The organism is Burkholderia pseudomultivorans, from assembly GCF_001718415.1.
GTDB classification, from domain to species: domain Bacteria; phylum Pseudomonadota; class Gammaproteobacteria; order Burkholderiales; family Burkholderiaceae; genus Burkholderia; species Burkholderia pseudomultivorans_A.
This window is the reverse complement of sequence record NZ_CP013378.1, coordinates 4,509,485-4,535,861: the sequence shown is the minus strand read 5'-3', so window position 1 is coordinate 4,535,861 and position 26,377 is coordinate 4,509,485. Positions and strand designations below refer to the sequence as shown.

Here is a 26,377-nt window from a genome sequence, read left to right as displayed (position 1 = left end):
CCGCGATGAGCGCGCCCGTCCCGCATCGCGCGTCGACGCTGGCGCGGCAGGCTTTCGCCGCGTATGCGGCGCTCGTCGTCTATGCGTCGCTGTATCCGTTCGAGGGCTGGACGTCGCTCGGCATCGGGCCGTTCGACTATCTGTTCGCACCGATGCAGCGCTACGTGACCGCGTTCGACGTGGTCACCAACGTGCTCGGCTACATGCCGTTCGGCGCGCTCGCCGTGCTGGCGCTGCACCCGCGCTGGCGCGGCGTGTCCGCGACGCTGATCGCGGGCGGCCTCGGCGTGCTGCTGTCGGGCACCATGGAGGCGCTGCAGACCTATCTTCCGACGCGGGTCGCGTCGAATCTCGATCTGGCCGCCAATTCGCTCGGCGCGTTGCTCGGCGCGGCGTTCGTCGCGCCGGCCGCCGGCGCGCTGCTCGATCGCGGCGTGCTGCGGCGGCTGCGCTTCGCGTGGTTCGAGGCCGACGGCGCGACGCCGCTGCTGCTCGCCGGGCTGTGGCCGTTCGCGATCCTGTTCCCGTCGCCGTTCCTGTTCGGCATCGGCGACTGGCCGGCTGCGCTGTGGGAGCGCGCCGATGCGTCGATGCAGGATGCGCTGCTCGCGTGGCTGCCGGCCGCGTGGCGCGTCAGCGAATGGCCGGAGCGCATCGACGGCTGGCTGTCCGATTCGGGGTGGGAAGCCGCGCTCGGCGGGCTGATGCTGTTCGCCGCGCTGGCGATCGCGTCGCTTGCGATGCGAGCGCGCGCGCCGCGCGTGCGGCTGCTGATCGCGTTCGTCGTCGCGACGCTCGTGTTGAAGGCGGCCGCGACCTTCATGCAGTCGGCCACCGGCCTCGTCGTCGTATGGGCGACGCCCGGCGCGCGGCTCGGCATCGAGCTCGGTTTCGCGGCGGCGCTTGTCGCGCTGCGCGTGCCCGACGCGTGGCGCGCGGCGCTCGCGGCCGTCGCGTTGCTGGCCGGCGTCGTGCTGGTCAACCTGCTGCCGGTCAATCCGTTCTTCGACTTCACGCTGTCGGGCTGGCGGCAGGGCCGCTACGTGCACTTCAACAGCATCGCGCGCTGGCTCGCGTGGATCTGGCCGTACGCGGCGCTGATCTGGCTCGGCCAGCGCGTCGAGCGCGCGTGGCTGCCGGCCGCGGCGCGCCGCTGACGCGCACCGGGCAGCGGCGCGCGCCGCTCGTTATAATCGTCCGCACCGCCGTCGCACCGCGCGACGGCGTCCCACCCTCTATCCGTCCGGCGCTGCCGGGCCGCTCGTCGCCACCATCATGGATTCCTACTACCAGCACCACGTCTTCTTCTGCCTGAATCAGCGCGAACCGGGCGCCGACCGTCCGAGCTGCGCGCAATGCGACGCGCAGACCATGCAGGAATACGCGAAAAAGCGCGTGAAGGAACTCGGCCTCGCCGGGCCCGGCAAGGTCCGCATCAACAAGGCCGGCTGCCTCGACCGTTGCGAGGAGGGGCCGGTGATGGTCGTGTATCCGGAAGGCACGTGGTACACGTATGTCGACAAGGCCGACATCGACGAGATCGTCGAATCGCACCTGCGCGACGGCCAGGTCGTCGAGCGCCTGAAGATCTGAGCGGGCCGGCCGAATGAACGTTCATACGCAGAAGTCGCTGATCGCAGGCCCGGTCGGGCAGATCGAAATCGCGCTGGACCTGCCCGACGCCGTGCGGGAAGGCAGCGCCGCGCCGCGCGGGATCGCGCTGGTCGCGCATCCGCATCCGCTGTTCGGCGGCACGATGGACAACAAGGTCGCGCAGACGCTCGCGCGCACGCTCGTGCAGCTCAACTACGTCGTCTACCGCTCGAACTTCCGCGGCGTCGGCGCGACCGAAGGCGTGCACGACAACGGCATCGGCGAGGCCGACGACCTGCTCGCGGTGCTCGCGCACATGCGCGCACAGCCTGCGTACGCGGACTTGCCGCTGGTGCTCGCGGGCTTCTCGTTCGGCACCTTCGTGCTGTCGCATGTCGCGAAGCGGCTGCGCGACGCGGGCGAGGCGATCGAGCGGATGGTGTTCGTCGGCACGGCCGCGAGCCGCTGGCAGGTCGCCGACGTGCCCGAGAACACGCTGGTGATCCACGGCGAAACCGACGACACCGTGCCGATCGCGTCGGTGTACGACTGGGCGCGGCCGCAGGAACTGCCGGTCGTCGTGATCCCCGGCGCCGAGCATTTCTTCCATCGCAAGCTGCACGTGCTGAAGCGCGTCGTGATCGATGCGTGGCACTGAGCCGCCGAGCCTCTAACCTCTGAGCCACCGAGCCGCCACGTGCGGCGGCTCGCGTCATCGTGACGCATCCGCGCGACAGTCGGTATTACCGCTCGCCGCGCGCCGGCGCAACCCGACTTGCGCTGCGCCTGCGCATGCCTTTCGCACGGCTTCGATCGATATTCCCGACAGCGTGGCCGCTATCCTGCCGATGCCGGTGTGCGGCCGTCCGGCGCCTGGTTCGCGAAAACGCGTTTCGCGGCCACGTATAATGGCCGCATTTCGCGTCGCCCGCGGCCCGGCTGGGCCCATGCGGCGCTCGTTTCGCCGCCGCTTTGCCCGCTCGCGACGGCCGCGAACCGAACGCGTCCGCACGAGTCCAACCGGCGCGTTTCGCGTCGCCCGGCGTTTCGGGCGAGCGCCCGAAACGCGCGCCGCCTTGCCGTTCAACCCTGCGCGTTTCGCGCCGCACTTTCTGCCATCAGCCTGAATCGATCATGCGTCTGTCTTCCCAAGGCCTCAAGTCCCTCGCTTCCTCCATTGCCTTCGGCACCGCCGCGCGCAACGTCGCGCTCGGCGTGATGCTGCCTGTCGCGCTCGCGTCGACGATCGTCGTCGCCGAGGCGAAGCCGGCCGCCAAGGCCAAGGCCGCGCATGCGGCGCCCGCCGCCGAGCAGTTCACCGGCGCGCCCGCGACCTTCATGCCGGGCGCGGTGCCGCCGCCGGGCGTGAACGCGCGCTCGTGGGTGCTCGTCGATGCGACCAGCAACACCGTGCTCGCGTCGGGCAATGCGGACGAACGCGTCGAGCCGGCGTCGCTGACCAAGCTGATGACCGCGTACCTCGTGTTCGAGGCGCTCGACAAGAAGAAGATCTCGATGGAGCAGATCGTCACGCCGAGCGAAGCGGTGCGCCGCGTCGGCCGCGACGAGTCGCGCATGTTCATCGAGGCGAACAAGCCGGTGTCCGTGCACGACCTCGTGTACGGGATGATCATCCAGTCGGGTAACGATGCGGCGATCGCGCTGGCCGAACTGGTCGGCGGCAGCGAAGCGCAGTTCGTCACGATGATGAACGACGAGGCGCAGCGCCTCGGCATGAAGGGCACGCACTTCGCCGACGTGAACGGCATGCCCGACCCGAACCACTACACGACGGCCGGCGACCTCGCGAAGCTGTCCGCGCACCTGATCCGCGATTTTCCGCAGTACTACAGCATCTTCTCGGAGAAGGAATTCAAGTACAACAACATCCGCCAGGGCAACCGCAACCGTCTGCTGTGGCTCGACCCGACGGTCGACGGCCTGAAGACGGGCCATACGCAGGCGGCCGGCTACTGCCTGATCGCGTCGGCCAAGCGCGCGATTCCGGGTTCGGACGGCCAGCGCCGCCTCGTGTCGGTGATGATGGGCGAGCAGAAGGAAGGCGAGCGCACGCAGGACAGCATGAAGATGCTGAACTACGGCTACAGCGCGTTCGACGCGGTACGCCTGTTCAAGGGCGGCCAGGCGATCTCGACGCCGCGCCTCTACAAGGGCAAGGAGAACACCGTGCAGGTCGGCGTGAAGAGCGACCAGTGGGTGACCGTGCCGCGCGGCCTCGGCGACAAGGTCAAGCCGGAAGTCGACGTCAACGCGCCGCTGATCGCGCCGCTCGCCGAAGGCCAGCAGGTCGGCACCGTGAAGATCGTCGCCGACGGCAAGACGCTGTCGGAATTCCCGGTCGTCGCGCTGCAGGCTGTGCCGGAAGCGGGTATCTTCGGTCGTATCTGGGACTCGATCCTGCTGATGTTCAGCAAGAAGAAGTAAGCGAGTCAGCGACGGGCCTTTGTTTCGACGACTTCATCCCCATCTGGTATAGCCATGAGCCAAGCCGAATTCGATCCGATCGTCTACCTGAGCGTGTCCGCGCAGGAAGAATGGGTGCCGCTGTCGCAGGCCCGTATTCCGGTGCTCGACCGCGGTTTCATCTTCGGCGATGGCGTGTATGAAGTCGTCCCCGTCTACGCGCACGACGGCGCGCACGTGCCGTTCCGGATCGCGCAGCATCTGGAGCGGCTCGAGCGCAGCCTGAAGAAGATCGGCATCGCCAATCCGCACGACGAAGCGGGCTGGCGCGCGCTGATCGAGCGCATCGTCGCGGAGAACGCGCCAGGGCTCGGCAGCCGCGACGCGACCGTCTATCTGCAGGTCACGCGCGGCGTCGCGAAGCGCGGCCACGCGTTTCCCGCGCATGCGGTGCCGACCGTGTTCGCGATGACGAATCCGCTGAGCCTGCCGTCCGCCGACGAGCGCGCGCGCGGCGTGCGCTGCGTGACGGCCGAGGATCGCCGCTGGCTGCATTGCGACATCAAGTCGACGTCGCTGCTCGGCAACGTGCTGATGGCGCAGCATGCGGCCGAGCGCGACGCGTTCGAGACGCTGCAGCTGCGCGACGGCAACCTGACCGAAGGCTCGTCGTCGAACGTTTGGATCGTGAAGAACGGCGAGCTGCTCGCGCCGCCGCGCAGCAACCGGATCCTCGAGGGGATCCGCTACGCGCTGCTCGAGGAACTGGCCGACGAATGCAAGATCCCGTTCGTCGCGCGCGAGATCAGCGAGCCGGAGTTGCGCGCGGCCGACGAAATCATGATCACGTCGGCCACTAAGGAAGTGCTGCCCGTCACGTCGCTCGACGATCTGCCCGTGCAGGGCGGCAAGCCGGGCCCCGTGTTCGCGGCGTTGTACGACGCGTACCAGCGCGCGAAGGCGCGCGAGTTTGAACAGTTTGACCTAACCCGGAGAAAATGATGAGCGAACCGACCAAAACCATCGAGGTGACCGGCGCGATCGATACCCGGAAGGAGTCGCTGCTGGAGTTTCCGTGCGATTTCCCGATCAAGATCATGGGCAAGGCGCACCCGGAATTCAAGGACACGATCTTCAAGGTCGTCAGCGTCCACGACAATGAAATCGACCTCGAGAAGATCGAGGAGCGCGCATCGAGCGGCGGCAACTACACGGGCCTGACGATCACCGTGCGCGCGACGAGCCAGGAGCAGCTCGACAACATCTACCGTGCGCTGACCGGCCATCCGATGGTCAAGGTCGTGCTCTGATCCGCCTTCCCCCCGCGCTCACGCGGCGGCGGATTTCCCCGCCGCGCGACGCGCGTCCAGCTCCTCGCACAGCAGCTTGAACGCTGCGACTTCCTGAAGTATCCAGGTCCTGAACGCCTGCACGCGCGGCGCGCTCAGCAGCGGCGTCGGGCACACGAAGTAGTAGTGCCACGGGCTCGGCCCGTCGATGTCGAACAGGCGCACGAGCCGCCCCTGCAATACTTCGTGCAGCGCCAGCGAGCGCCGCACGAGCGCGATGCCCTGGCCGTCGATCGCGGCCTGCAGCAGGTTCGACGAATCCTGGTACAGGATCCCGCGCTTCGGCTCGGTCAGCGTGTCGAGCCCGGCCGCGTCGAACCATGGCCGCCACAGCTCGTCGTCCGAGCGCAGCAGGTTGTAGTGGACGAGATCGGCGGGCGTCTGCGGCAGCTTGCCGCCGTTCAGCGTCGGCGCGCATGCCGGAAAGAACACTTCCTCGAACAGCGGCTCGACGTAGAGCCCAGGGTAGCTGCCGAAGCCGAAGCGGATCGCGAGATCGACGTCGTCGCGCGCGAAATCGGTGAGGGAATTGGTCGACTGCAGTTCGATGTCGATTTCCGGATGCCGCTCGATGAAGGTGCCGATCCGCGGCGTCACGAAGCGCGCGGCGAACGACGACAGCATCGAGATCACCAGCCGCCGGTCGCGGTCGCTCGCGCGCACCTGGCGCGTCGCATCGGCGAGCATCATCAGCGCGGTGCGGACCTGCTGCGCGTAGCGCATGCCGGCGTCGGTCAGGCACAGCCGCTTGCCGTTGCGCGTGAACAGCTGCACGCCGAGCTCCTCCTCGAGCGCACGCACCTGATGGCTGACCGCGCCGTGCGTGACGAACAGTTCGTCGGCGGCGCGCGAGAAATTCTCGTGACGGGATGCGGCCTCGAACGCGCGGATCGCGTTCAGTGCGGGGAGCTGTCGGAGGTCCATTTGCTAATTTTCCTCACATCGACGTGAAAATTGGTCGTTTGGTCGGACGCCTTTAAGTGTCTACGATTGTAGCCATCGAAGCAGCTTTTGGCGGAGCCGATCATGCAAGAAATTTCTTCAAGCATCACGTTCGAGATACCGGCCGGCGAAACGGTGCCGATGAAGGTTCAGCGCAGCACGCGACTGACGGTCCAGTGCGGGCCGGTGTGGGCGACGCGCAGCAACGACGTCGACGACTACTTCCTCGTCGACGGCGAGACGCTCCGCCTGCGCCGCGGCGAGCGGCTGTGGCTCAGCGCGGAAGGCGCGCAGAGCGCGTGCGTCGCGTTCTCGGTGTCGCGGCCGCCGAAGGAGGTGGCGCTGGGCGGCCTCGCGCGGCTGCGCGAACGCGTCGGCGCGATGTTCCGCGACGGCTGGCGCACGGTCTGATCCCGTTCCCCTGCGACGGGGCGCTGGTGATCCGTCCCTTTCGCAGGCCGGCGAGACCCATGGGTTTTCGGTAAACTACCGCCCATGTCCGTCTCGCCGGTTTCCATCGTGTCCACGCCTGTTGTCGTTCCCGCATCCCCGGCAGGGTCGCCGGTCCAGCCGGTCACCGTGCGGTGGCGGGGCGTCGAGGCCTACGAGACGAGCTTCGACGCGATGCGCGCGTTCACCGACACGCGCACGGCCGACACCGGCGACGAGATCTGGGTGGTCGAGCATCCGCCCGTCTACACGCTCGGGCAGGCGGGCGACCCGGCCCACCTGCTGGTCGCCGACAGCGGCGTGCCGCTCGTCAAGGTCGACCGCGGCGGGCAAATCACCTATCACGGCCCCGGCCAGATCGTCGTCTATCTGCTGCTCGACTTGCGCCGCCGCAAGCTGATGGTGCGCACGCTGGTGACGAAGATCGAGGAGGCCGTGATCGAAACCCTCGCGGCGTATAATCTCGCTTCGGTCCGCAAGGCGGGCGCGCCGGGCATCTATGTGGCATCCGGCGCGCACGAGGGCGCGAAGATCGCGGCCCTCGGCCTGAAGATCCGCAACGGCTGCAGCTATCACGGGCTGAGCCTGAACGTGAAGATGGATCTGCGCCCGTTTCTCGCGATCAATCCGTGCGGCTATGCCGGACTGGAAACCGTCGACATGGCGAGCCTCGAGGTTGCCGCCGACTGGAACGACGTCGCCCACACGCTGGTGGGGCGTCTGATTGCCAACCTCGACGGCGAAACCGCGGCCGCCGACAAGCCGCAGGCACTGGAACATTCGAATGACTGACGTTACCGCTTCCCCCGCACCGGCCGATTCGGCCGCGACGACCGCTGCGTACGATCCGACCGCCAAGCAGAAGGCGCAGGCCAAGACGGCGCGCATTCCGATCAAGGTCGTGCCGATCGAGAAGCTGAAGAAGCCCGAGTGGATCCGCGTGAAGGCGGCCACCGGCAGCTCGCGCTTCAACGAGATCAAGACGATCCTGCGCGAGCACAACCTGCACACCGTGTGCGAGGAAGCGAGCTGCCCGAACATCGGCGAATGCTTCGGCAAGGGCACCGCGACGTTCATGATCATGGGCGACAAGTGCACGCGCCGCTGCCCGTTCTGCGACGTCGGCCACGGCCGCCCCGATCCGCTCGACGCGGACGAGCCGAAGAACCTGGCGCGCACGATCGCGGCGCTCAAGCTCAAGTACGTGGTGATCACGAGCGTCGACCGCGACGACCTGCGCGACGGCGGCGCGGCCCACTTCGTCGAGTGCATCCGCGAAGTGCGCGAGCAGTCGCCGGAAACGCGCATCGAGATCCTGACGCCGGATTTCCGCGGCCGTCTCGACCGCGCGATCTCGATCCTGAACGCGGCGCCGCCCGACGTGATGAACCACAACCTCGAAACGGTGCCGCGCCTGTACAAGGAAGCGCGCCCCGGTTCCGACTATGCGCATTCGCTGAAGCTCTTGAAGGACTTCAAGGCGCTGCATCCGGACGTCGCGACGAAGTCGGGCCTGATGGTCGGCCTCGGCGAGACCGAAGAGGAAATCCTGCAGGTGATGCGCGACCTGCGCGCGCACGACGTGGACATGCTGACGATCGGCCAGTACCTGCAGCCGTCGGAGCACCATCTGCCGGTACGCGCGTACGTGCATCCGGATACGTTCAAGATGTACGAGGAAGAGGCGTACAAGATGGGCTTCACGCACGCGGCCGTCGGCGCGATGGTGCGCTCGAGCTATCACGCCGATCTGCAGGCGCATGGGGCGGGGGTGGTTTGAGCGTCTGCGTTTCCCGTCCTGCATGAAGCCATGCAACCGAACAAGCCCGCAGCGATGCGGGCTTTTTCGTTGATGCGGCCGCCGGCTGCGTATTCGCACCACAATCGTCATCCGACCAGACGTGTGATCCAATCCAGCGTGAAAAGCAAAGCTGAAACGCCGTCGATAGCTTCGCAGGATAAGTTCGCTCCCGCCACGCGCAAACCTCCTATAGTCGGCTCTCCCGCAGCAATGCCCGCATTCCGAAGGAGAGCCGCATGTCCCGTTTCAGCTTCGTCCGCCGCGCCGTCGTCGCGCTGACCGCCTTCGCCGCGCTCGGCGCGGCACACGCCGAATCGCGCGAGGTCGTGATCGCGTATCAGGACATGGTCGTGCCGTGGCGCTACGCGCAGGCGAGCGGTGAAGTCGAAAAGGCGACCGGCTACAAGGTCACGTTCCGCAAGCTCGACAGCGGGGCCGATGTGATCCGCGCGCTCGCATCGGGCTCGGTGCAGCTCGGCGAGGCCGGGTCGAGCCCGATCGCGGCCGGGCTGTCGCAGGGCCTCGACATCTCGCTGTTCTGGGTGCTCGACAACATCAACGACGCGGAGGCGCTCGTCGCGCGCAACGGCTCGGGCGTGACCAGCATCGCGGCGCTGAAAGGCAAGAAGATCGGCGTGCCGTTCGTGTCGACCTCGCACTTCCATACGCTCGTCGCGCTGCAGGCCGCGGGCGTCAATCCGAACGACGTGAAGATCGTCAACCTGCGTCCGCCCGAAGTCGCGGCCGCATGGACGCGCGGCGACATCGACGCGACCTACATCTGGGATCCGGTGCTCGCGAAGGTCAAGCAGTCGGGCACGGTGCTGACGACGTCGGGCCAGGTCGCGAAGGAAAGCGGCAAGGCGACCTTCGACGGCTTCGTCGTGAACCGCAAGTTCGCGCGCGACAACCCCGAATTCGTCGCGCGCTTCGTCAAGGTGCTCGCATCGGCCGACGCCGACTACCGCGCGCACACGGCCGCGTGGAAGGTCGGCTCGCCGCAGGTCGCGGCGGTGGCGAAGGTGTCGGGCGCGAATGCGCAGGACGTGCCGGCAAGCCTCGCGCTGTACGCGTTCCCGACGCCGGCCGAACAGGCGTCGCCGACCTGGCTCGGCGGCGGCGCGCAGTCGGGCGCCGCGAAGTCGCTCGCGGCCACCGCCGCGTTCCTGAAATCGCAGGGCACGATCCAGACGGTGCTGTCCGACTACTCGGTCGGCGTCGATCCTCAGTTCGTGCAGAAGGCCGCGCGCTGAGCGCGGCGATCCTCACGCGGAGCCTTCGATCATGAGCACGCTGGAAGTCCGTCAGGTATCGGTCGCCTATCCGGGCGAGCGCGGGCGGCCGACGACGCAGGCGCTCGCGCACGTCGACCTGCGCATCGACGCCGGTGAATTCGTCGTCGCGCTCGGCGCATCCGGGTGCGGGAAGACGACGCTGCTGAACTGCATGGCCGGCTTCGTCGCGCCGACGACGGGCGAGGTGCGGGTCGACGGCGTGCCGATCGACGGCCCCGGCGCCGATCGCGGCGTCGTGTTCCAGAAATACGCACTGCTGCCGTGGCTCGACGTGCTCGACAACGTTGCGCTCGGGCTGCGCTTCGCGCGCGTGTCGACGGCCGAACGCGAGGCGCGCGCCACCGAGATGCTCGCGCTCGTCGGGCTGGAGCGTCATGCGCATGCGCGCGTGTACGAGCTGTCGGGCGGGATGCAGCAGCGTGTCGGCATCGCGCGCGCGCTCGCGAGCGATCCGCGCGTGCTGCTGATGGACGAGCCGATGGGCGCGCTCGACGCGATGACGCGCGGCACGATGCAGGCGCTCGTGCTCGACGTGTGGGCGCGCACGCGCAAGACGGTGTTCTTCATTACGCACGACGTCGAGGAGGCGCTGTTCCTTGCAACGCGCCTCGTCGTGATGACGCCCGGCCCCGGTCGGATCGCCGAAACCTTCGAACTGCCGTTCGCGCGCCGCTATGTCGAATCGCGCGATGCGCGCGCGGTGAAGTCGTCGCCCGATTTCATCGCATGGCGCGAGCGCTTGATCGCGTATCTGCATCGCGACGAAACGCTCGGGGAGGTCGCATGATGCGCGAACTGGCGCGACAGGGCGTGTCCGTCGGACGCGGCCGGAACAGCACTTTGCACAGGCAGGACAGCATGAGCACGCAGGATTCGTGGGCGGCCGAGCGCGCGCCCGCCGGTTTCGCCGAGGACGATCGCACCGCGCCGCCGCGCGCGGCACGCGCCGCGCGCCGCTACCGGCTGCCGGGGCAGGGAAGCACGGCAGGGCTGAGCGCAGCGACGGTCGCCGCGCTGGCCGTGCTGTGGTGGGTCGCGACGCACCGGCAGTGGCTGCCGCCGTTGTTCCTGCCCGCGCCGGAAGCTGTCTGGACCGCCTTCGTCGACGCGTGGCACGGCCGCATCCAGGGCGGGCTGCCGTTGTCCGAGCATCTGCTGTGGAGCGCCGCGCGCGTGTTCGGCGCGTTCGTGCTCGCGACCGCGATCGGCGTGCCGGCCGGCATCCTGATGGGCGTGAGCCGCATCGCGCGCGGCGTGCTCGATCCGCTGCTGGAGTTCTACCGGCCGCTGCCGCCCCTCGCGTATCTGCCGCTCGTCGTGATCTGGTTCGGCATCGACGAGACGGCGAAGCTCGTCGTGATCTTCCTCGCCTGCTTCGCGCCGATCGCGATGGCCGCGCGCGCCGGCGTGCGCGCGGCGACGGTCGAGCAGATCAACGCCGCGTATTCGCTCGGCGGCAGCTTCGCGCAGATCGTGCGCCACGTCGTGCTGCCGGCCGCGCTGCCGGAGATCCTCACCGGCCTGCGGATCGCGATCGGCTTCGGCTGGACGACGCTCGTCGCGGCCGAGATGGTCGCCGCGACGGCCGGGCTCGGGCAGATGGTGCTCAACGCATCGAGCTTCCTGCGCACGGACATCGTCGTGATGGGGATCCTGATCATCGGCCTCATCGCGTGGCTGTTCGATCTCGCGATGCGCTGGATCGAGTGGCGCGTGGTGCCGTGGAAGGGGCGCGGGTGACGGCAGGCGTGGCGCGCCGTTTTCGGCGACGCATGCGGCGCTCGGCTGCCTGACAGCGTTCGACCTGCCTGCCGCCGCTCAATCCCCCATCGCGACGCCTTCGCGCCGCGGGTCCGAGCCGCCGAACCACACCGTCTGCCCCTGCACGTTGAGCCGCTGGATCCCCTGCAGTCCCGAATTCATTTCGACGACCTGCACGTTGTGTCCGCGTCCCTTCAGCCCGTCGACGAGCGCGTCCGACACGCGGCCGCGTTCGAGCTGCGTTGGCCCGTTGGTCGAGCCGAAGTTCGGCAGCGCGATCGCCTGCTGCATCGTCATCCCCCAGTCGAGCACGCCGATCAGCGCCTTCGCGACGTGGTTGATGATCGCCGGGCCGCCCGCCGAACCGACGATCATCGTCACCTGCCGGGTCTGCTTGTCGAACACGAGCTCGGGCGACATCGCCGAGCGCGGGCGCTTGCCGGGCTGCACGCGGTTCGCGACCGGCCGGCCGTTCTCGCTCGACACGAACGAGAAGTCGGTGAGCTGGTTGTTCAGCAGGAAGCCGCGCACCATCAGCCGCGAGCCGAACGCGTCCTCGACGCTGGTCGTCATCGACAGCGCCTGCCCGTAGCGGTCGACGATCGCGATGTCCGAGGTCGACGGCAGCTCGGGGCTGCGATCGTCGGCCATCGCGAGCGTCGCGCCCTGCGGCGTGCCGGCCTGCGCGACGCCCATGCTGGTGTCGCCGATCAGGTGCGCGCGCTGCGCGAGATAGGTCTTGTCGGTGAGGCTCGCCCAGTTGCCGCCCGGCAGCGGCACGAAGTCGGGATCGGCGACGTAGCGCGCGCGGTCCGCATACGCGAGGCGCCCGGCCTCGCTGAACAGGTGCGCGGCGAACGGCGTCGGCTCGTAGCCGACCTCGTTGCGCACCGGTTTCTGCGCGCCGATCTGCTGCCAGTCGGGCATCGCTTCGAGAATGCCGAGCATCTGCGCGATCGCGAGGCCGCCCGACGACGGCGGCGGCATCCCGCACACCACCGAGCGCCGGTAGTCGGTGCACAGCGGCGCGCGCACCTTCGCCTTGTAGCGCGCGAGATCCTGCAGCGACAGCAGGCCCGGATTGGTCGGGTGCTTCCTCACCTTCGCGACGATGTCGCGCGCGATCGCGCCCGTGTAGAACGCGTTCGCGCCGCGATCGGCGACCTGCCGCAGCACGACCGCGAGCGCCGGGTTCTTCAGCACCGTGCCGGCCGCCTTCGGCGTGCCGTCCTGGTTGTAGAAGTACGCGCGCGCGGCCGGATCGTTGGCCAGATACCGGTCGTTCGCGATCAGCCTCGCGAGCCGCGGGCTGATCGTGAAGCCGTGCTCGGCGAGCCGGATCGCGGGCTGGAACAGCCGTCGCCACGGCAGCTTGCCGTGCGCGCGATGCGCGGCCTCCAGCATGCGCAGCACGCCGGGCGTGCCGACCGAGCGCCCGCCGACGACGCCTTCGTAGAAGCTCATCGGCTGGCCGGTCGGGCCGTAGAACAGATGATCGGTCGCGGCGGCCGGCGCGGTTTCGCGGCCGTCGTACGCCTGCGTCGTCTTGCCGTCGAAGTACAGCATGAATGCGCCGCCGCCGAGCCCCGACGACTGCGGCTCGACGAGCGCGAGCACCATCTGCGTCGCGATCGCCGCGTCGATCGCGGTGCCGCCGGCCTTCAGCATGTCGTGGCCGGCCTGCGTCGCGAGCGGGTTCGCGGCCACGATCATGTCGCGCTGCGCGGTCCAGCCCGGCTTGTCGGTCCAGCCGCTCGACAGTTCGGGCGCGTGGAAGCCGGGCAGCGGCGCGGCCGGACCCGAGGCGGCCACCGGCACGACCGCGCCCGACGGCGGCGCGGACGGCGACGTGCACGCGGCGTTGAACGCGACGAGCGCGATGGCGGCGATCAGCGTCCAGGGACGCGCAGGCGGACGAATCCGGTCGAACATGGAACCCTCGGCAGCAGTGAATTCGAAGGAGGCGGCGGTGTTCCGCGGCGGGCCGTCAGCGCGGGCGAGCGGCCGTGCGGCTGCGGCAGGCGCTGCGCGGGCGCCCCGGCGCGCTATTGTCGCCGCGCGGCCGGCGGCTTGTCATCCGACAAAAAACCCTGACGCATCGCGTCCGGCCCGCGCCGGCCGGTCTTTCCGGCCTGTTCGAGGATGAACTCTATGAAGGTCGAGGTCGCGCGCGTGTGATGCCGGTTCGGCATGTACAGCATGTACATGTGCGTGCCGAAGATGCTGAGCCGGTACGCGTCGAGCGACGTGACGATGTCGCCGCGCCGCATGTCGTCGTGCACCACGTAGTCGGGCACGATGCCGACGCCGATGCCGGCGAGGATCGCCTGCCGCAGGAACAGGAAGTTCTCCGAGACGAGCGTCGGTTCGAGCAGCACCTCGTGGCGCTCGTCGCCGAGATACGCGGCGATCCGCAACTGCCGCCCCATCACCGTCGCGGTGACGACCGGCCCGGCCGACAGCGCGTCGAGGCTCGCCGGCATCCCGTGCTCGGCCGCGTAGGCGGCCGACGCGCACGCGACGTAGCGCACCGCGCCCATGTCGCGCGCGACGAGGTTCGGCGGCGGCTCGGGCATCACGCGCACCGCGATGTCGATCTCGTCGCGCATCAGGTCCTCGACGCGGTTCTCGAACACGACGTCGAGCACGATGCCCGGATGCAGCCGCTTGAACGCGAGCAGCCAGTCGGACATCACCATCTGCCCGTAGCCGCTCGGCACCGACAGCCGCACGCGGCCCTGCAGGTCCTGGCCGAGCGTCGTCACCGATTCCTGCGCGGCGAGCAGTTCGTTGCGGATGCGCCGGCCGTGCTCGTACAGTTTCAGGCCGATCTCGGTCGGCTCGATGCGCCGCGTCGTGCGCCGCACGAGCTGCTGGCCGATCGAGCGCTCGAGCTGGTTCAGCCGGTAGCTGACGTTCGCGCGGCTCATCTTGAGCCGCTGCGCGGCCTTGCTGAGATTGCCCGCGTCGAGGATCTCGACGAGCAGCGTCAGCGCGTTCAGGTCCATGCGTATGCTCCGATCCGTCCCCTTTGGCGGGCGGTTGGCGTCGTCAATGTCAAGTGAGACTTGACAGCTTGTAAAAGCTTGCTGGAATTGTCAATGAATCTCGATCAATCGAGAATCGAGTCATGCCCGGCATGCAGCCGGATCTTTTCCGCGTTCCTGCTTTTCCGCTTTCGCGAATCCGGCGCCGATGCACGCGCCGCCGCGTCAAGGAGACACGATGAATTCACCCGCTTTCCCCGATACCCCGGCCGCCACCGTCACGCGCGAGCGCCGCGACAAGGTGCTGGTCGTCACGATCGATCATGCGCCGGTCAATGCGCTGTCCGCCGACGTGCGGCGCGGCCTCGCCGACGCGCTCGACGCCGCGCAGGCCGACGACGCGGTCCGCGCGGTGCTGATCGTCGGCGCCGGCCGCAACTTCATCGCGGGCGCCGACATCCGCGAATTCGGCAAGCCGCCGGTGCCGCCGTCGCTGCCCGACGTCTGCGCGCGCATCGAATCGAGCGCGAAGCCGGTGGTGGTCGCGCTGCACGGCGCGACGCTCGGCGGCGGCCTCGAGGTCGCGCTCGCCGCGCATTACCGGCTCGCGGTGCCGGGCGCGAAGCTCGGCCTGCCCGAGGTCACGCTCGGCCTGCTGCCGGGCGCGGGCGGCACGCAGCGCGCGCCGCGGCTGATCGGCGCGCAGGCCGCGCTCGACCTGATGCTGACCGGCCGCCACGTGGGCGCGGACGAGGCGCTCGCGCTCGGCCTCGTCGATCGCGTCGCGCACAGCGACGACACGCTCGCCGAAGGTCTCGCGTATGCGCAGGAACTGCTGTCGCTCGGCGCCGGCGTGCGGCGCACGCGCGATGCGCATGGCCTCGCCGATCGCGCGGCCGCGCAGGCCGCGATCGACGCGGCGCGCGCCGAGCTGCCGAAGAAGTCGCGCGGGCTGTTCTCGCCGGCGAAGATCGTCGACGCGGTCGAAGCCGCGCTCACGCAGCCGTTCGACGCGGGGATGAAGCTCGAGCGCAGCCTGTTCCTGCAGTGCATCGACAGCCCGCAGCGCGCGGGCCTCGTGCATGCGTTCTTCGCGGAGCGCGAAGCCGCAAAGGCGCCCGAGGCGCGCCGCGCGAACGCGCGGCCGGTCGAGCGCATCGGCGTGGTCGGCGGCGGCACGATGGGCGCGGGCATCGCGGTCTCGGCGCTCGACGCGGGGCTGCCCGTGACGATGATCGAACGCGACGAAGCGTCGCTCGCGCGCGGCCGCGCGCATGTCGAGAAGGTCTACGACGGCCTCGTCGCGAAGGGGCGCATGACGCCGGCCGCGCGCGCGGCGCGGCTCGCGCGCTTCAAGGGCAGCACGTCGTACGACGCGCTCGCGCAGGCCGACGTCGTGATCGAGGCCGTGTTCGAGGACATGGCGGTGAAGCAGGCCGTGTTCGCCGAACTCGCGCGCGTGTGCAAGCCGGGCGCGGTGCTCGCGACCAACACGTCGTATCTCGACATCGACCGGATCGCCGCGAGCATCGACCGGCCGTCCGACGTGATCGGCCTGCATTTCTTCTCGCCGGCCAACGTGATGAAGCTGCTCGAGATCGTCGTGCCGGCCCGCGTGAGCGCGGACGTCGTCGCGACCGCGTTCGCGCTCGCGAAGCAGCTGAAGAAGACGCCGGTGCGCGCCGGCGTGTGCGACGGCTTCATCGGCAACCGGATCCTCGCGGTCTATCGCACCGCGGCCGACTATCTGATGGAAGACGGCGCGTCGCCGTACCAGATCGATCGCGCGGTGCGCGAATTCGGCTTCCCGATGGGCCCGTTCCAGGTCGTCGACCTCGCGGGCGGCGACATCGGCTGGGCGACCCGCAAGCGCCGCGCGGCGACGCGCGACCCGCGCGCGCGCTACGTGGAAATTTCCGACCGGCTGTGCGAGCGCGGCTGGTTCGGCCAGAAGACCGGGTGCGGCTACTACCTGTATCCGGACGGCGCGCGCGTCGGCACGCCGGACCCGGAAGTCGAGGCGATCGTCGCGGAAGAGCGCGCGAAGAAGGGCATCGCGCCGCGCACGTTCACCGACGACGAAATCCTGCGCCGCTACCTCGCGGCGATGATCAACGAAGGCGCGAACGTCGTGCACGAGAAGATCGCGCTGCGTCCGCTCGACGTCGACGCGGTGTTCCTGCACGGCTACGGCTTCCCGCGCTATCGCGGCGGCCCGATGCACTACGCGGACACGGTCGGCCTTGCGAACGTGCTCGCCGACATCCGCGCGTTCGCGAAGGAGGATCCGCTGTTCTGGACGCCGTCGCCGCTGCTCGTCGAACTCGTCGGGCGCGGCGCGGATTTCGCGAGCCTGAACCGCGTCGACTGAACCCCGCCACCGCATTCGCAACGGACTTACGATGGACCTCAATTTCACTCCCGAAGAGGAAGCGTTCCGCACCGACGTGCAGCGCTTCCTCGCCGCTGAACTGCCCGAGCGCATGGCGCGCAAGGTGAAGGGCGGCCTGCACCTGACGCGCGACGACATGCGCGAATGGCATGCGATCCTCAACGCGCGCGGCTGGCTCGCGAGCCACTGGCCGCGCGAATACGGCGGCCCCGGCTGGAGCGTCGCGCAGAAGTTCCTGTTCGACAACGAGTGCGCGCTCGCGGGCGCGCCGCGCATCGTGCCGTTCGGCGTGAACATGCTCGGGCCGGTGCTGATCAAGTACGGCAGCGAAGCGCAGAAGCGCCACTGGCTGCCGCGCATCCTCGACGGCTCCGACTGGTGGTGCCAGGGCTACTCGGAGCCGGGCGCCGGCTCGGATCTCGCGTCGGTGAAGACGAGCGCGGTGCGGCGCAGGGACGCGCAGGGCGATCACTACATCGTGAACGGCCAGAAGACGTGGACCACGCTCGGCCACTACGCGAACATGATCTTCTGCCTCGTGCGCACCGCGACCGACGTGCGCAAGCAGGAGGGCATTAGCTTCCTGCTGATCGACATGAACACGCCGGGCGTCGAGGTGCGCCCGATCGTCACGCTCGACGGCGAGCACGAAGTCAACGAGGTGTTCTTCACCGACGTGCGCGTGCCGGCCGAGAACCTCGTCGGCGAGGAGAACCGCGGCTGGACCTATGCGAAATACCTGCTCACCTACGAGCGCACCAACATCGCGGGCGTCGGCTTCTCGACGGCCGCGCTCGACCGGCTGCGCGCGGTCGCCGCGAAGCTGACGAAGAACGGCCGGCCGCTCGCCGACGATCCGTTCTTCGCGGCGCGCGTCGCGCGCGTCGAGATCGAGCTCGACAACATGCGCACGACCAACCTGCGCGTGCTCGCCGCGGTCGCGGGCGGCGGCGCGCCGGGCGCGGAAAGCTCGATGCTGAAGATCCGCGGCACGCAGATCCGCCAGGAGATCACGTCGCTGATGCGGCGCGCGATGGGGCCGTATGCGCAGCCGTTCGTCGACGACGCGCTCGACGCCGACTACGACGGCGAGCCGGTCGGGCCCGACGAAGCCGCGAGCGCGGCGCTGCAGTACTTCAACAACCGCAAGCTGTCGATCTTCGGCGGCTCGAACGAGATCCAGAAGAACATCATCGCGAAGATGATGCTCGGGCTGTAAGGGGGCGACGATGGATTTCCAGCACACAGAAGACCGCCGGATGCTGGCGGACACGTTGAACCGCTTCATCGCCGAGCAGTATCCGTTCGCGGTGCGCGATCGCATCGCGCAGTCGGCCGACGGCTTCGATCGCGCGATGTGGCAGCGCTTCGCCGAGCTCGGCGCGATCGGCGCGCTGTTTCCGGAGGCCGACGGCGGCTTCGGCGGCGCGGGCTTCGATATCGCGGTGGTGTTCGAATGCCTCGGCCGCGGGCTCGTCGTCGAACCGTTTCTCGGCGCCTTGCTCGCGGGGCGCGCGCTTGCGCTCGCCGGCGGCGACGCGCATCGCGCGAAGCTCGCGGCGCTGATCGACGGCAGCGCGAGCGCCGCGTTCGCGCACGACGAGCCGGGCTCGCACTACGAACTGACGACCGTGCGCACGCGCGCCGAGCGTTCCGGTGACGGCTGGGTGTTGACGGGCGCGAAGGGCGTCGTCGAGCAGGCCGCGCAGGCCGCATTCTTCGTCGTCAGCGCGCGCGTGGCCGGCGCCGACGACGACGCGGCCGGCATCGGCCTGTTCGTCGTGCCCGCCGACGCACCGGGCGTGTCGCTGCGCGACTACCGGAAGATCGACGGCGGCCGCGCGGCCGAACTGCGCTTCGAGCGCGTCGCCCTGCCGGCCGATGCCGCGCTCGTCGATCCGCACGGCGAGCAGGGCGCCGCACGGCTCGAACAGGTGCTCGGCTTCGGGCTGCTCGCGCTGTCGGCGCAGGCGCTCGGCGCGATGGACGTGGCGAAGGAATACACGCTGGACTACCTGCGCACGCGCAAGCAGTTCGGTATGCCGATCGGCAGCTTCCAGGCGCTGCAGCACCGCATGGCCGACCTGCTGCTCGAGGTCGAGCAGGCGCGCTCGGCGGTGATCAACGCGGCCGCACAGCTCGATGCGCCGCGCCTGGTGCGCGAACGCGCGCTCGCGGCGGCGAAATACACGATCGGCCGGATCGGCACGCTCGTCGCCGAGGAGAGCATCCAGCTGCACGGCGGGATCGGCATGACCTGGGAACTGCCGCTGTCGCACTATGCGAAGCGCCTCGTGATGATCGATCACCAGCTCGGCGACGAGGACCACCATCTCGCACGCTATATCGCGCTGTCGAAACGGTAAGCGCGACCACCCGAATGGAGGAGACAGGGATGACGAACGAACCGCGCGCGTTGCCGCTCGCCGGCGTGAAGGTGCTCGATTTCTCGCGCGTGCTCGCGGGTCCGTGGTGTGCGATGGTGCTCGCCGATTTCGGCGCGGAAGTGATCAAGGTCGAGCATCCGGCGCGCGGCGACGACACGCGCGACTGGGGGCTGCGGATCGGCGATACCGAGACCACCTACTTCAACAGCGTGAACCGCAGCAAGCGCTCGATCTGCGTCGACCTGCAGACGGATGCGGGCCGGCGCCTTGCGCGCGAACTGGCCGCGCAGGCCGACGTGCTGATCCACAACTTCAAGTTCGGCGGCGCGGAAAAGCTCGGCCTCGGCTACGACGCGCTCGCGGCACTGAATCCGCGTCTCGTGCACTGCGCGATTTCGGGCTACGACCGCTCGGGCGCCGAGGCCGCGCGGCCCGGCTACGACCTCGTCGTGCAGGGCGAGGCCGGGCTGATGGCGCTGAACGGCGAGGCCGACCAGCCGCCGCTGAAGTTCGGCGTCGCGGCGGTCGACCTGTTCACCGGCATGTATTCGGCGCAGGCGATCCTCGCCGCGCTGGTCGAGCGTGAGACGACCGGGCGCGGCCGGCGCGTCGAGATGGCGCTGTTCGACTGCGGGCTGATGATCACCGCGTACTACGGGCTCGATGCACTGCTGACGGGCGAGGATCCGCCGCGCTACGGCAACGCGCATCCGTCGATCGTGCCGTACGGCGTGTTCGACGCGGCCGACGGCCCGCTCGTGATCACGGTCGGCAACAACACGCAGTTCGCGCGCTTTTGCGACGTGCTCGAACGACCCGACCTCGCTGCCGACGCGCGTTTCGTGACCAACCTCGGCCGCTCGGAAAACCGCGCCGACCTGCTGCCCGAGCTGCGCCGCGAACTCGCGCGCCGGCCGCGCGCGAAGCTGCTCGCGGCGCTCGCCGACGCCGGCATTCCGTGCGGCGAAGTGCTCGGGCTGCACGAGGCGCTGACGTCCGAGCGCGCGACGCGTGCCGGGCTCGTCACGCGGCAGCCGCATCCGGTCGCGGGCGCGGTCGACGTGCTCGCGCCGCCGTACCGGTTCGACGGCGCGCGGCTGCCGGTGCGCGGCGCACCGCCGGTGCTCGGCGCCGACACGGAGGCCGTGCTGGGCGGCTGGCTCGGGCTGTCGGCGGACGAGGTCGCGCGGCTGCGGTCCGAGCGCGTGGTCTGACGGCCCGCACGGTTTTTCGCATCGGTTTGCCGCCGCGGCGCGGGCGGAGCGGTTCGCGCGCCGGCCCACCACGATACGCCCGTCGCATGCGACGGCGGGCGAAAGGAGACACCATGGAGCTTTCCGTCATCGAATCGGTCACGGCGCGCCGCGACTACCAGCAGCTCGTACGCGCGCGGCGCCGCTTCAGCTTCGTGCTGACGGCGCTGATGATCGCGACCTACTACGGCTTCATCCTGCTCGTCGCGCTCGCGCCGCACGTGCTCGCCGCGCCGCTGTACCGCGGCGCGACGACGACGGTCGGGATCGTCGCGGGCGTCGCGATCATCGCGATCGCGATCGGCCTGACTGCGTGCTACGTGCTGCGCGCGAATCGTGCGTTCGACCGCCAGGTCGACGCGATCCTCGCCCGCACTTGACGGAGGGCACGATGCGACGTTCATCGACAGCGCTCGGCGCGTTCTTCACCTTGCTGTGCAGCTCGGCCCACGCGGTCTCGGTGGCGGGCCCGATGCCCGACCGGGTCGAGCTGAATCCGGTCGCGATCGCGATGTTCTTCGCGTTCGTGTTCGCGACGCTTGCGCTGACGCGCTGGGCCGCGCGGCGCACGCGTTCGACGCGCGACTTCTATACGGCCGGCGGCGGCATCACGGGCCTGCAGAACGGGCTCGCGATCGCGGGCGACTACATGTCGGCCGCGTCGTTCCTCGGGCTGTCCGGGATGGTGTTCATGTTCGGCTTCGACGGGCTGATCTATTCGATCGGCTTCCTGGTCGGCTGGCCGTTCGTGATGTTCCTGATCGCCGAGCCGCTGCGCAACCTCGGCCGGTTCACGTTCGTCGACGTCGTCGCGTACCGCTTCGCGCAGCGGCCGATCCGGCTGCTCACGTCCGCGAACGCGCTGACGATCGTCGTGCTGTACCTGGTCGTGCAGATGGTCGGCGCCGGCAAGCTGATCCAGCTGCTGTTCGGGCTGTCGTACGGCGCCGCCGAGCTGATCGTCGGCGTGCTGATGGTCGTCTACGTGTTCTTCGGCGGGATGACGGCCACCACCTGGGTGCAGGTGATCAAGGCGGTGCTGCTGCTGTGCGGCGCGACGCTGCTCGCGTTGCTCGCGCTCGGCGAGTTCGGTTTCAGCGTCGACGAGATGTTTCGCCGCGCGGTGGCCGTGCACCCGGGCGCGCTCGGGATCATGGGCCCCGGCAAGCTGATCCGCGACCCGGCCAACGCGCTGTCGCTCGGCATCGCGCTGATGTTCGGCACCGCGGGCTTCCCGCACATCCTGATGCGCTTCTTCACGGTGCCGAACGCGAGGGAGGCGCGCAAGTCGGTGCTGTATGCGACCGGCTTCATCGGCTACTTCTACCTGCTGACCTTCGTGATCGGCTTCTCGGCGATCGTGCTGCTCGCGCAGCATCCGGAATTCTTCCGGCTCGGCGCGGACGGCACCTTCAACCTGACGCGCGACCTGCTCGGCGGTTCGAACATGGTGGCGGTGAAGCTCGCGCAGGCGGTCGGCGGCAACGGGTTCTACGGGTTCATCGCGGCCGTCACGTTCGCGACGATCCTCGCGGTGGTCGCCGGGCTGACGCTCGCCGGCGCGACGACCATCTCGCACGACCTGTACGCGCAGATGTGGGCGCGCGGCAAGCCCGACGAGCGGCTCGAGATGCGCATCTCGCGCGCGGCGACGATCGGCCTGTCGGCGGTCGCGATCGGGCTGTCGATCCTGTTCGAGCACGTAAACGTCGCGTTCATGGTCGGTCTCGTCGCCGCGGTGGCCGCCAGCGCGAATTTCCCGGTGCTCGCGATGTCGATCTTCTGGCGCGGCATGACGACGCGCGGCGCGGTGCTCGGCGGCGGCCTCGGCCTCGTGTCGGCCGTGGCGCTCACGGTGCTGTCGAAGTCGGTGTGGGTCGACGTGCTGCACCACGCGCATGCGCCGGTGTTCCTCGACAACCCGGCGCTGGTCTCGGTGCCGCTCGCGTTCGTCGGGATCGTGCTGGGCTCGCTCGCGGACCGCGGCGAGCGCGCGCGGCGCGAGCGCGATGCCTTCGCGCAGCAGGAGTTCTACGCGCAGACGGGCGTGCTTGCCGGGCAGGCCGTGCAGCACTGATTGATCCGATCAAACGCCGCATCCGTCCGGATCGCCGGACGGATGCTTTCCGGATTTCCGGAATCCCGGATTTCCTTGCATGCCGCATGACGGGAAATACAATGAAAACAACGGCTTGAGGGATTTCGGGAAGCTGGCATCGACCTTGCAATATAAAACGCACGGCCGCCCTTCGGCCTCAACTACTACAGCAAGGAGACAACCGATGACCCACGCCTTCCTTTCCCCCCGGATGTCCTGAGGCATCGCTTGTTGCGGCACGGCAGCCGCGCGGGCGAGTGTCTTTCCCCTGGCATTCGCCCGCGCGCGTGACGCCGTTTCCACCGGCTCACCCATCCTTCATCAGGAACCATCGTGAAGAAGAAACCCATCTACAAAGTGCTCTATGTGCAGGTGATCTTCGCCATCGTCGTCGGCGTGATCCTCGGTCACTACTATCCGTCGCTCGCCACCGAGATGAAACCGCTCGGCGACGGCTTCATCAAGCTGATCAAGATGGTGATCGGGCCGATCATCTTCTGTACGGTCGTGACCGGCATCGCCGGTATGGAGGACATGAAGAAGGTCGGGCGCGTCGGCGGCAAGGCGCTGCTGTACTTCGAGATCGTGTCGACCTTCGCGCTGCTGCTCGGCCTCGCGGCCACGCACATCCTGCGTCCGGGCGTCGGCTTCAACATCGATCCGGCGACGCTCGACGGCAAGGCCGTCGCGTCGTACGCGGCGAAGGCGCACGGCCAGTCGACGGTCGATTTCCTGATGCACATCATCCCGAACACGATGGTCGACGCGTTCGCGCAGGGCGAGATCCTGCAGATCCTGCTGATCGCGCTGCTGTTCGGCAGCGTGCTCGCGCACCTCGGCGAGCGCGGCAAGGTCGTCACCGACTTCATCGACGGGCTCACGCGCGTGCTGTTCGGCATCGTGCACATCGTCACGAAGCTCGCCCCGATCGGCGCGTTCGGCGCGATGGCGTTCACGATCGGCAAGTACGGCGTCGGCTCGCTGGTGCCGCTGCTCAAGCTGATCGGCACGTTCTACCTGACCTCCGTCGTGTTCGTGCTCGTCGTGCTCGGCGCGATCGCGCGCTTCACCGGCTTCTCGATCATCCGCTTCGTGTCCTACATCAAGGAAGAACTGCTGATCGTGCTCGGCACCAGCTCGTCGGAAGCCGCGCTGCCGCAGCTGATGGAGAAGCTCGAGAAGGCCGGCTGCTCGCGTTCGGTGGTCGGCCTCGTGGTGCCGACCGGCTATTCGTTCAACCTCGACGGCACCAACATCTACATGACGATGGCCGTGCTGTTCATCGCGCAGGCGACCAACATCGAACTGACGTGGATGCAGCAGCTCACGCTGCTCGCGGTCGCGATGCTGACCTCGAAGGGCGCGAGCGGCGTCACCGGCGCGGGCTTCATCACGCTCGCCGCGACGCTCGCCGTCGTGCCGACCATCCCGCTGTCGGGCATGGTGCTGATCCTCGGCATCGACCGCTTCATGAGCGAGTGCCGCGCGCTGACCAACATCGTCGGCAACGGCGTCGCGACGGTCGTCGTGTCGGCGTGGGAGAAGGAACTCGACCGCGCGAAACTGCGCCAGGCGCTGAAGGGCGGCGGCGAGGTCGCGACGACCGAGACGGCCGGCGTCTGACGCGATGAAGGAGCAGGCGGCACCGCCCGCGGGCGGCGCGCCGCGCGGCGGCGATCCGGAGGCCTATGACACAATAGGCGATCCGCATCGCCAGGAAGTCTCGACCGTGAAGCGCCGCCTGCTCGTCCTCGTCGTGCTCGCCGCCCTGCTCGGCGCGGCCTGCGCGCTGACGTGGACCTTCACGTGGCGGCGCGGCGTCGCCGAACTGCAGCGCAACGCGGCGGTGCGCGTCGATCGCACCACCAATGCGCTGAAAAGCACGCTCGACCGCTATGAATCGCTGCCGTACCTGCTCGGCAGCCATCCCTACGTGCAGGACCTGCTGGGCGAGCCGAAGCGCGCCGACTACGCCGCGCGCGCGAACCGCTATCTCGAAGATCTCAACGAACACGCCCATGCGACCGTCACCTACGTGATCGGCGCGGACGGGCTGTGCGTCGCCGCGAGCAACTGGCGCGCGCCCGACAGCTTCGTCGGGATCGGATACCGTTTCCGCCCGTATTTCATTGACGCGATGCACGGCCAGGTCGGCCGCTTCTTCGGGATCGGCACGATCTCGCGCGATCCCGGCTACTACATCTCGCAGCCGGTGTGGCGCGACGGCCGGATCGCGGGCGTCGTCGTCGTGAAGCTCAACCTCGAATGGTTCCAGGGCGCCGACGCGTCCGAGCCGCTCGTCGTCGCCGACGATCACGGCGTCGTGTTCCTGTCGTCGGTGCCCGCGTGGAAGTACCACACGCTGCGGCCGCTGACGGGGCCGGTCGCCGCGTCGATCTTCGAGACGCGCCAGTATGCGCAGCAGCCGGTCACGCCGCTGCCGCTGCGGGTCGAGCAGGTGCTCGGCGCCGACGCGGAGATCGTGCGCCTCGGGCCGGGCCTGCGCGCGCCGCGCTTTCTCGCGACCCGGCGCAGGATCGGCGAGCCCGACTGGCAGCTGGTCACGCTCGCGCCGATCGCGCCGGTCGATGCCGACGCGCGCAATGCGACGATCGTCACCGGCTTCGGTTTCGTGTCGGTCGCGCTGCTCGCGTTCTACTGGCGGATGCGCCGCGCGCGCGTGCGCGAGATGATCCGCGGCCGCGCCTTGCTGCAGCAGGCCTACGCGGAGCTGAACCGGCGCGTCGAGGAGCGCACGGCCGACCTGTCGGAAGCGAACGAGCAGTTGCAGAAGGAAGTCGGCGACCGGATCCGCGCGGAGCAGGAACTGCGCGCCGCGCACGACGAGCTGATCCAGGCCAGCAAGCTGGCCGCGCTCGGCCAGATGGCGGCCGGCATCACGCACGAGCTGAACCAGCCGCTGGCCGCGCTGCGCAGCTTCTCGGACAATACGCGCGTGCTGCTCGATCGCGGCGAGCAGGGCGCCGCGCGCGAGAACCTCGAGGCGATCGCCGCGCTGACCGAGCGGATGGGCAAGATCACGAACCAGTTGAAGCTGTTCGTCGGTCGGGCGAAGCCGCGCAACGAGCGGGCGCTCGTCGTGCGTGCGCTGCGCGGCGTGCTGGCGCTGCTCGGCGAGCGGCTGGACGGGGTCGCGCTGACGTTGACGCTGCGGGATGCGACGGTGTCGCCCCCGCGCGACGCACCGCTCGATCCGGCCGACGACCATCCCGAACTCGTCGCGCGCTGCGAGGACCTGCGTCTGGAGCAGGTGCTGATCAACCTGCTCGGCAACGCGCTCGACGCGGTCGCCGGGGTCGCCGCGCCGGCCATCGACGTGACGGTCGCGGTGTCGGGCGCGACGCTCGGGATCGAGGTGCGCGACAACGGGCCGGGCATTGCGCCCGAGCTGCTGCCGCGCCTGTTCGAACCGTTCTTCACGACCAAGGAAATGGGGCGCGGACTCGGCCTCGGGCTCGCGATCTCGTCGTCGATCGCGAGCGACGCGGGCGGCGCGCTGACCGCGCGCAACGCACCGTCGGGCGGCGCGCTGTTCGTATTGACGCTGCGCCGGGCGCGCACGCATCATCCGGACGCCGCGTCCGAAACGGCGGGCTCGCATTGAGCGCGGGTTCGCCGCGGCCC

The 26,377-nt window shown here is 69.2% G+C and carries 23 protein-coding genes; 20 read left to right on the top strand and 3 right to left on the bottom strand.

The genetic code is table 11. From position 1 onward, the window contains the following. Positions 1 to 5 precede the first annotated feature (5 nt). From WS57_RS33285 to WS57_RS33260, 6 genes are all read left to right on the top strand, one after another. On the top strand, positions 6 to 1,157 hold the full coding sequence (locus WS57_RS33285; protein ID WP_069245354.1) for a VanZ family protein: 1,152 nt from the start codon (positions 6 to 8) through the stop codon (positions 1,155 to 1,157). A gap of 118 nt (positions 1,158 to 1,275) precedes the next feature. Then, the gene (locus tag WS57_RS33280) at positions 1,276 to 1,593 is read left to right on the top strand and encodes a (2Fe-2S) ferredoxin domain-containing protein (protein WP_009694928.1); all 318 of its coding nucleotides are present in this window, start codon (positions 1,276 to 1,278) and stop codon (positions 1,591 to 1,593) included. A 13-nt stretch (positions 1,594 to 1,606) separates the two neighbouring features. Further along, a complete protein-coding gene (locus WS57_RS33275; RefSeq protein WP_069245353.1) occupies positions 1,607 to 2,251 on the top strand; it encodes an alpha/beta hydrolase in 645 nt (214 codons plus the stop codon). Positions 2,252 to 2,727: 476 nt separating this feature from the next. Continuing rightward, positions 2,728 to 4,038 carry a D-alanyl-D-alanine carboxypeptidase family protein gene (locus WS57_RS33270; protein ID WP_060246746.1) on the top strand — a complete coding sequence of 437 codons (1,311 nt, stop codon included), beginning with the start codon at positions 2,728 to 2,730 and terminating at the stop codon, positions 4,036 to 4,038. 54 nt (positions 4,039 to 4,092) lie between these two features. After that, positions 4,093 to 5,019 (top strand): D-amino acid aminotransferase, encoded by a 927-nt coding sequence (locus tag WS57_RS33265; protein WP_069245352.1) that lies wholly within the window; start codon positions 4,093 to 4,095, stop codon positions 5,017 to 5,019. Beyond that, the gene (locus WS57_RS33260; RefSeq protein ID WP_009694922.1) at positions 5,019 to 5,327 is read left to right on the top strand and encodes a YbeD family protein; all 309 of its coding nucleotides are present in this window, start codon (positions 5,019 to 5,021) and stop codon (positions 5,325 to 5,327) included. The genes WS57_RS33265 and WS57_RS33260 overlap by 1 nt, the downstream gene beginning before the upstream one ends. An 18-nt stretch (positions 5,328 to 5,345) precedes the next feature. Here the strand turns inward: WS57_RS33260 and WS57_RS33255 are convergent, their stop codons facing one another. Then, on the bottom strand, positions 5,346 to 6,290 hold the full coding sequence (locus WS57_RS33255; protein ID WP_009694921.1) for a transcriptional regulator GcvA: 945 nt from the start codon (positions 6,288 to 6,290) through the stop codon (positions 5,346 to 5,348). 102 nt (positions 6,291 to 6,392) lie between these two features. Between WS57_RS33255 and WS57_RS33250 the strand changes: the two genes are divergently transcribed. The 6 genes from WS57_RS33250 to WS57_RS33225 all read left to right on the top strand — a co-directional run bounded on the left by WS57_RS33250 (position 6,393) and on the right by WS57_RS33225 (position 11,594). Further along, positions 6,393 to 6,719 carry a DUF2917 domain-containing protein gene (locus WS57_RS33250; RefSeq protein ID WP_009694920.1) on the top strand — a complete coding sequence of 109 codons (327 nt, stop codon included), beginning with the start codon at positions 6,393 to 6,395 and terminating at the stop codon, positions 6,717 to 6,719. An 84-nt stretch (positions 6,720 to 6,803) separates the two neighbouring features. Continuing rightward, positions 6,804 to 7,550: a lipoyl(octanoyl) transferase LipB gene (gene lipB, locus WS57_RS33245; protein ID WP_069245351.1), complete on the top strand. Its 747-nt coding sequence runs from the start codon at positions 6,804 to 6,806 to the stop codon at positions 7,548 to 7,550. Then, positions 7,543 to 8,538: a lipoyl synthase gene (lipA, locus tag WS57_RS33240; protein ID WP_009694918.1), complete on the top strand. Its 996-nt coding sequence runs from the start codon at positions 7,543 to 7,545 to the stop codon at positions 8,536 to 8,538. Before lipB ends, lipA begins: the two co-directional genes overlap by 8 nt. Before the next feature lie 257 nt (positions 8,539 to 8,795). Continuing rightward, entirely contained in the window at positions 8,796 to 9,812 is a 1,017-nt protein-coding gene (gene tauA, locus WS57_RS33235) for a taurine ABC transporter substrate-binding protein (RefSeq protein ID WP_060246756.1), read from the top strand. Between the two features lie 31 nt (positions 9,813 to 9,843). Beyond that, positions 9,844 to 10,641 (top strand): taurine ABC transporter ATP-binding protein, encoded by a 798-nt coding sequence (locus tag WS57_RS33230; RefSeq protein WP_069245350.1) that lies wholly within the window; start codon positions 9,844 to 9,846, stop codon positions 10,639 to 10,641. Beyond that, the gene (locus WS57_RS33225; RefSeq protein ID WP_069245514.1) at positions 10,641 to 11,594 is read left to right on the top strand and encodes an ABC transporter permease subunit; all 954 of its coding nucleotides are present in this window, start codon (positions 10,641 to 10,643) and stop codon (positions 11,592 to 11,594) included. The genes WS57_RS33230 and WS57_RS33225 overlap by 1 nt, the downstream gene beginning before the upstream one ends. A gap of 78 nt (positions 11,595 to 11,672) precedes the next feature. Here the strand turns inward: WS57_RS33225 and ggt are convergent, their stop codons facing one another. Both ggt and WS57_RS33215 read right to left on the bottom strand, forming a co-directional pair. Next, positions 11,673 to 13,547, bottom strand: a complete 1,875-nt coding sequence (gene ggt, locus WS57_RS33220) for a gamma-glutamyltransferase (RefSeq protein ID WP_069245349.1) — start codon at positions 13,545 to 13,547, stop codon at positions 11,673 to 11,675. A 113-nt stretch (positions 13,548 to 13,660) separates the two neighbouring features. Further along, on the bottom strand, positions 13,661 to 14,623 hold the full coding sequence (locus WS57_RS33215) for a LysR family transcriptional regulator (RefSeq protein ID WP_040128292.1): 963 nt from the start codon (positions 14,621 to 14,623) through the stop codon (positions 13,661 to 13,663). Positions 14,624 to 14,840: 217 nt separating this feature from the next. Here WS57_RS33215 and WS57_RS33210 point away from each other — a divergent pair, with 217 nt between their 5' ends. From WS57_RS33210 to WS57_RS33175, 8 genes are all read left to right on the top strand, one after another. Next, positions 14,841 to 16,973: a 3-hydroxyacyl-CoA dehydrogenase NAD-binding domain-containing protein gene (locus tag WS57_RS33210; protein WP_069245513.1), complete on the top strand. Its 2,133-nt coding sequence runs from the start codon at positions 14,841 to 14,843 to the stop codon at positions 16,971 to 16,973. Between the two features lie 31 nt (positions 16,974 to 17,004). Further along, positions 17,005 to 18,213 (top strand): acyl-CoA dehydrogenase family protein, encoded by a 1,209-nt coding sequence (locus WS57_RS33205; RefSeq protein WP_069245348.1) that lies wholly within the window; start codon positions 17,005 to 17,007, stop codon positions 18,211 to 18,213. A 10-nt stretch (positions 18,214 to 18,223) separates the two neighbouring features. Then, positions 18,224 to 19,360 (top strand): acyl-CoA dehydrogenase family protein, encoded by a 1,137-nt coding sequence (locus WS57_RS33200; protein WP_040128290.1) that lies wholly within the window; start codon positions 18,224 to 18,226, stop codon positions 19,358 to 19,360. Positions 19,361 to 19,389: 29 nt separating this feature from the next. Beyond that, complete coding sequence (locus tag WS57_RS33195) at positions 19,390 to 20,595, top strand: CaiB/BaiF CoA transferase family protein (RefSeq protein ID WP_069245512.1); 1,206 nt, start codon at positions 19,390 to 19,392, stop codon at positions 20,593 to 20,595. Positions 20,596 to 20,708: 113 nt separating this feature from the next. Further along, on the top strand, positions 20,709 to 21,014 hold the full coding sequence (locus WS57_RS33190; RefSeq protein WP_059482773.1) for a DUF485 domain-containing protein: 306 nt from the start codon (positions 20,709 to 20,711) through the stop codon (positions 21,012 to 21,014). 11 nt (positions 21,015 to 21,025) lie between these two features. Further along, positions 21,026 to 22,711 (top strand): cation acetate symporter, encoded by a 1,686-nt coding sequence (locus WS57_RS33185; RefSeq protein WP_040129031.1) that lies wholly within the window; start codon positions 21,026 to 21,028, stop codon positions 22,709 to 22,711. A gap of 354 nt (positions 22,712 to 23,065) precedes the next feature. Then, positions 23,066 to 24,355: a dicarboxylate/amino acid:cation symporter gene (locus tag WS57_RS33180; protein ID WP_009688793.1), complete on the top strand. Its 1,290-nt coding sequence runs from the start codon at positions 23,066 to 23,068 to the stop codon at positions 24,353 to 24,355. A gap of 4 nt (positions 24,356 to 24,359) precedes the next feature. Beyond that, on the top strand, positions 24,360 to 26,357 hold the full coding sequence (locus tag WS57_RS33175) for a sensor histidine kinase (RefSeq protein WP_009688792.1): 1,998 nt from the start codon (positions 24,360 to 24,362) through the stop codon (positions 26,355 to 26,357). Positions 26,358 to 26,377 lie beyond the last annotated feature (20 nt).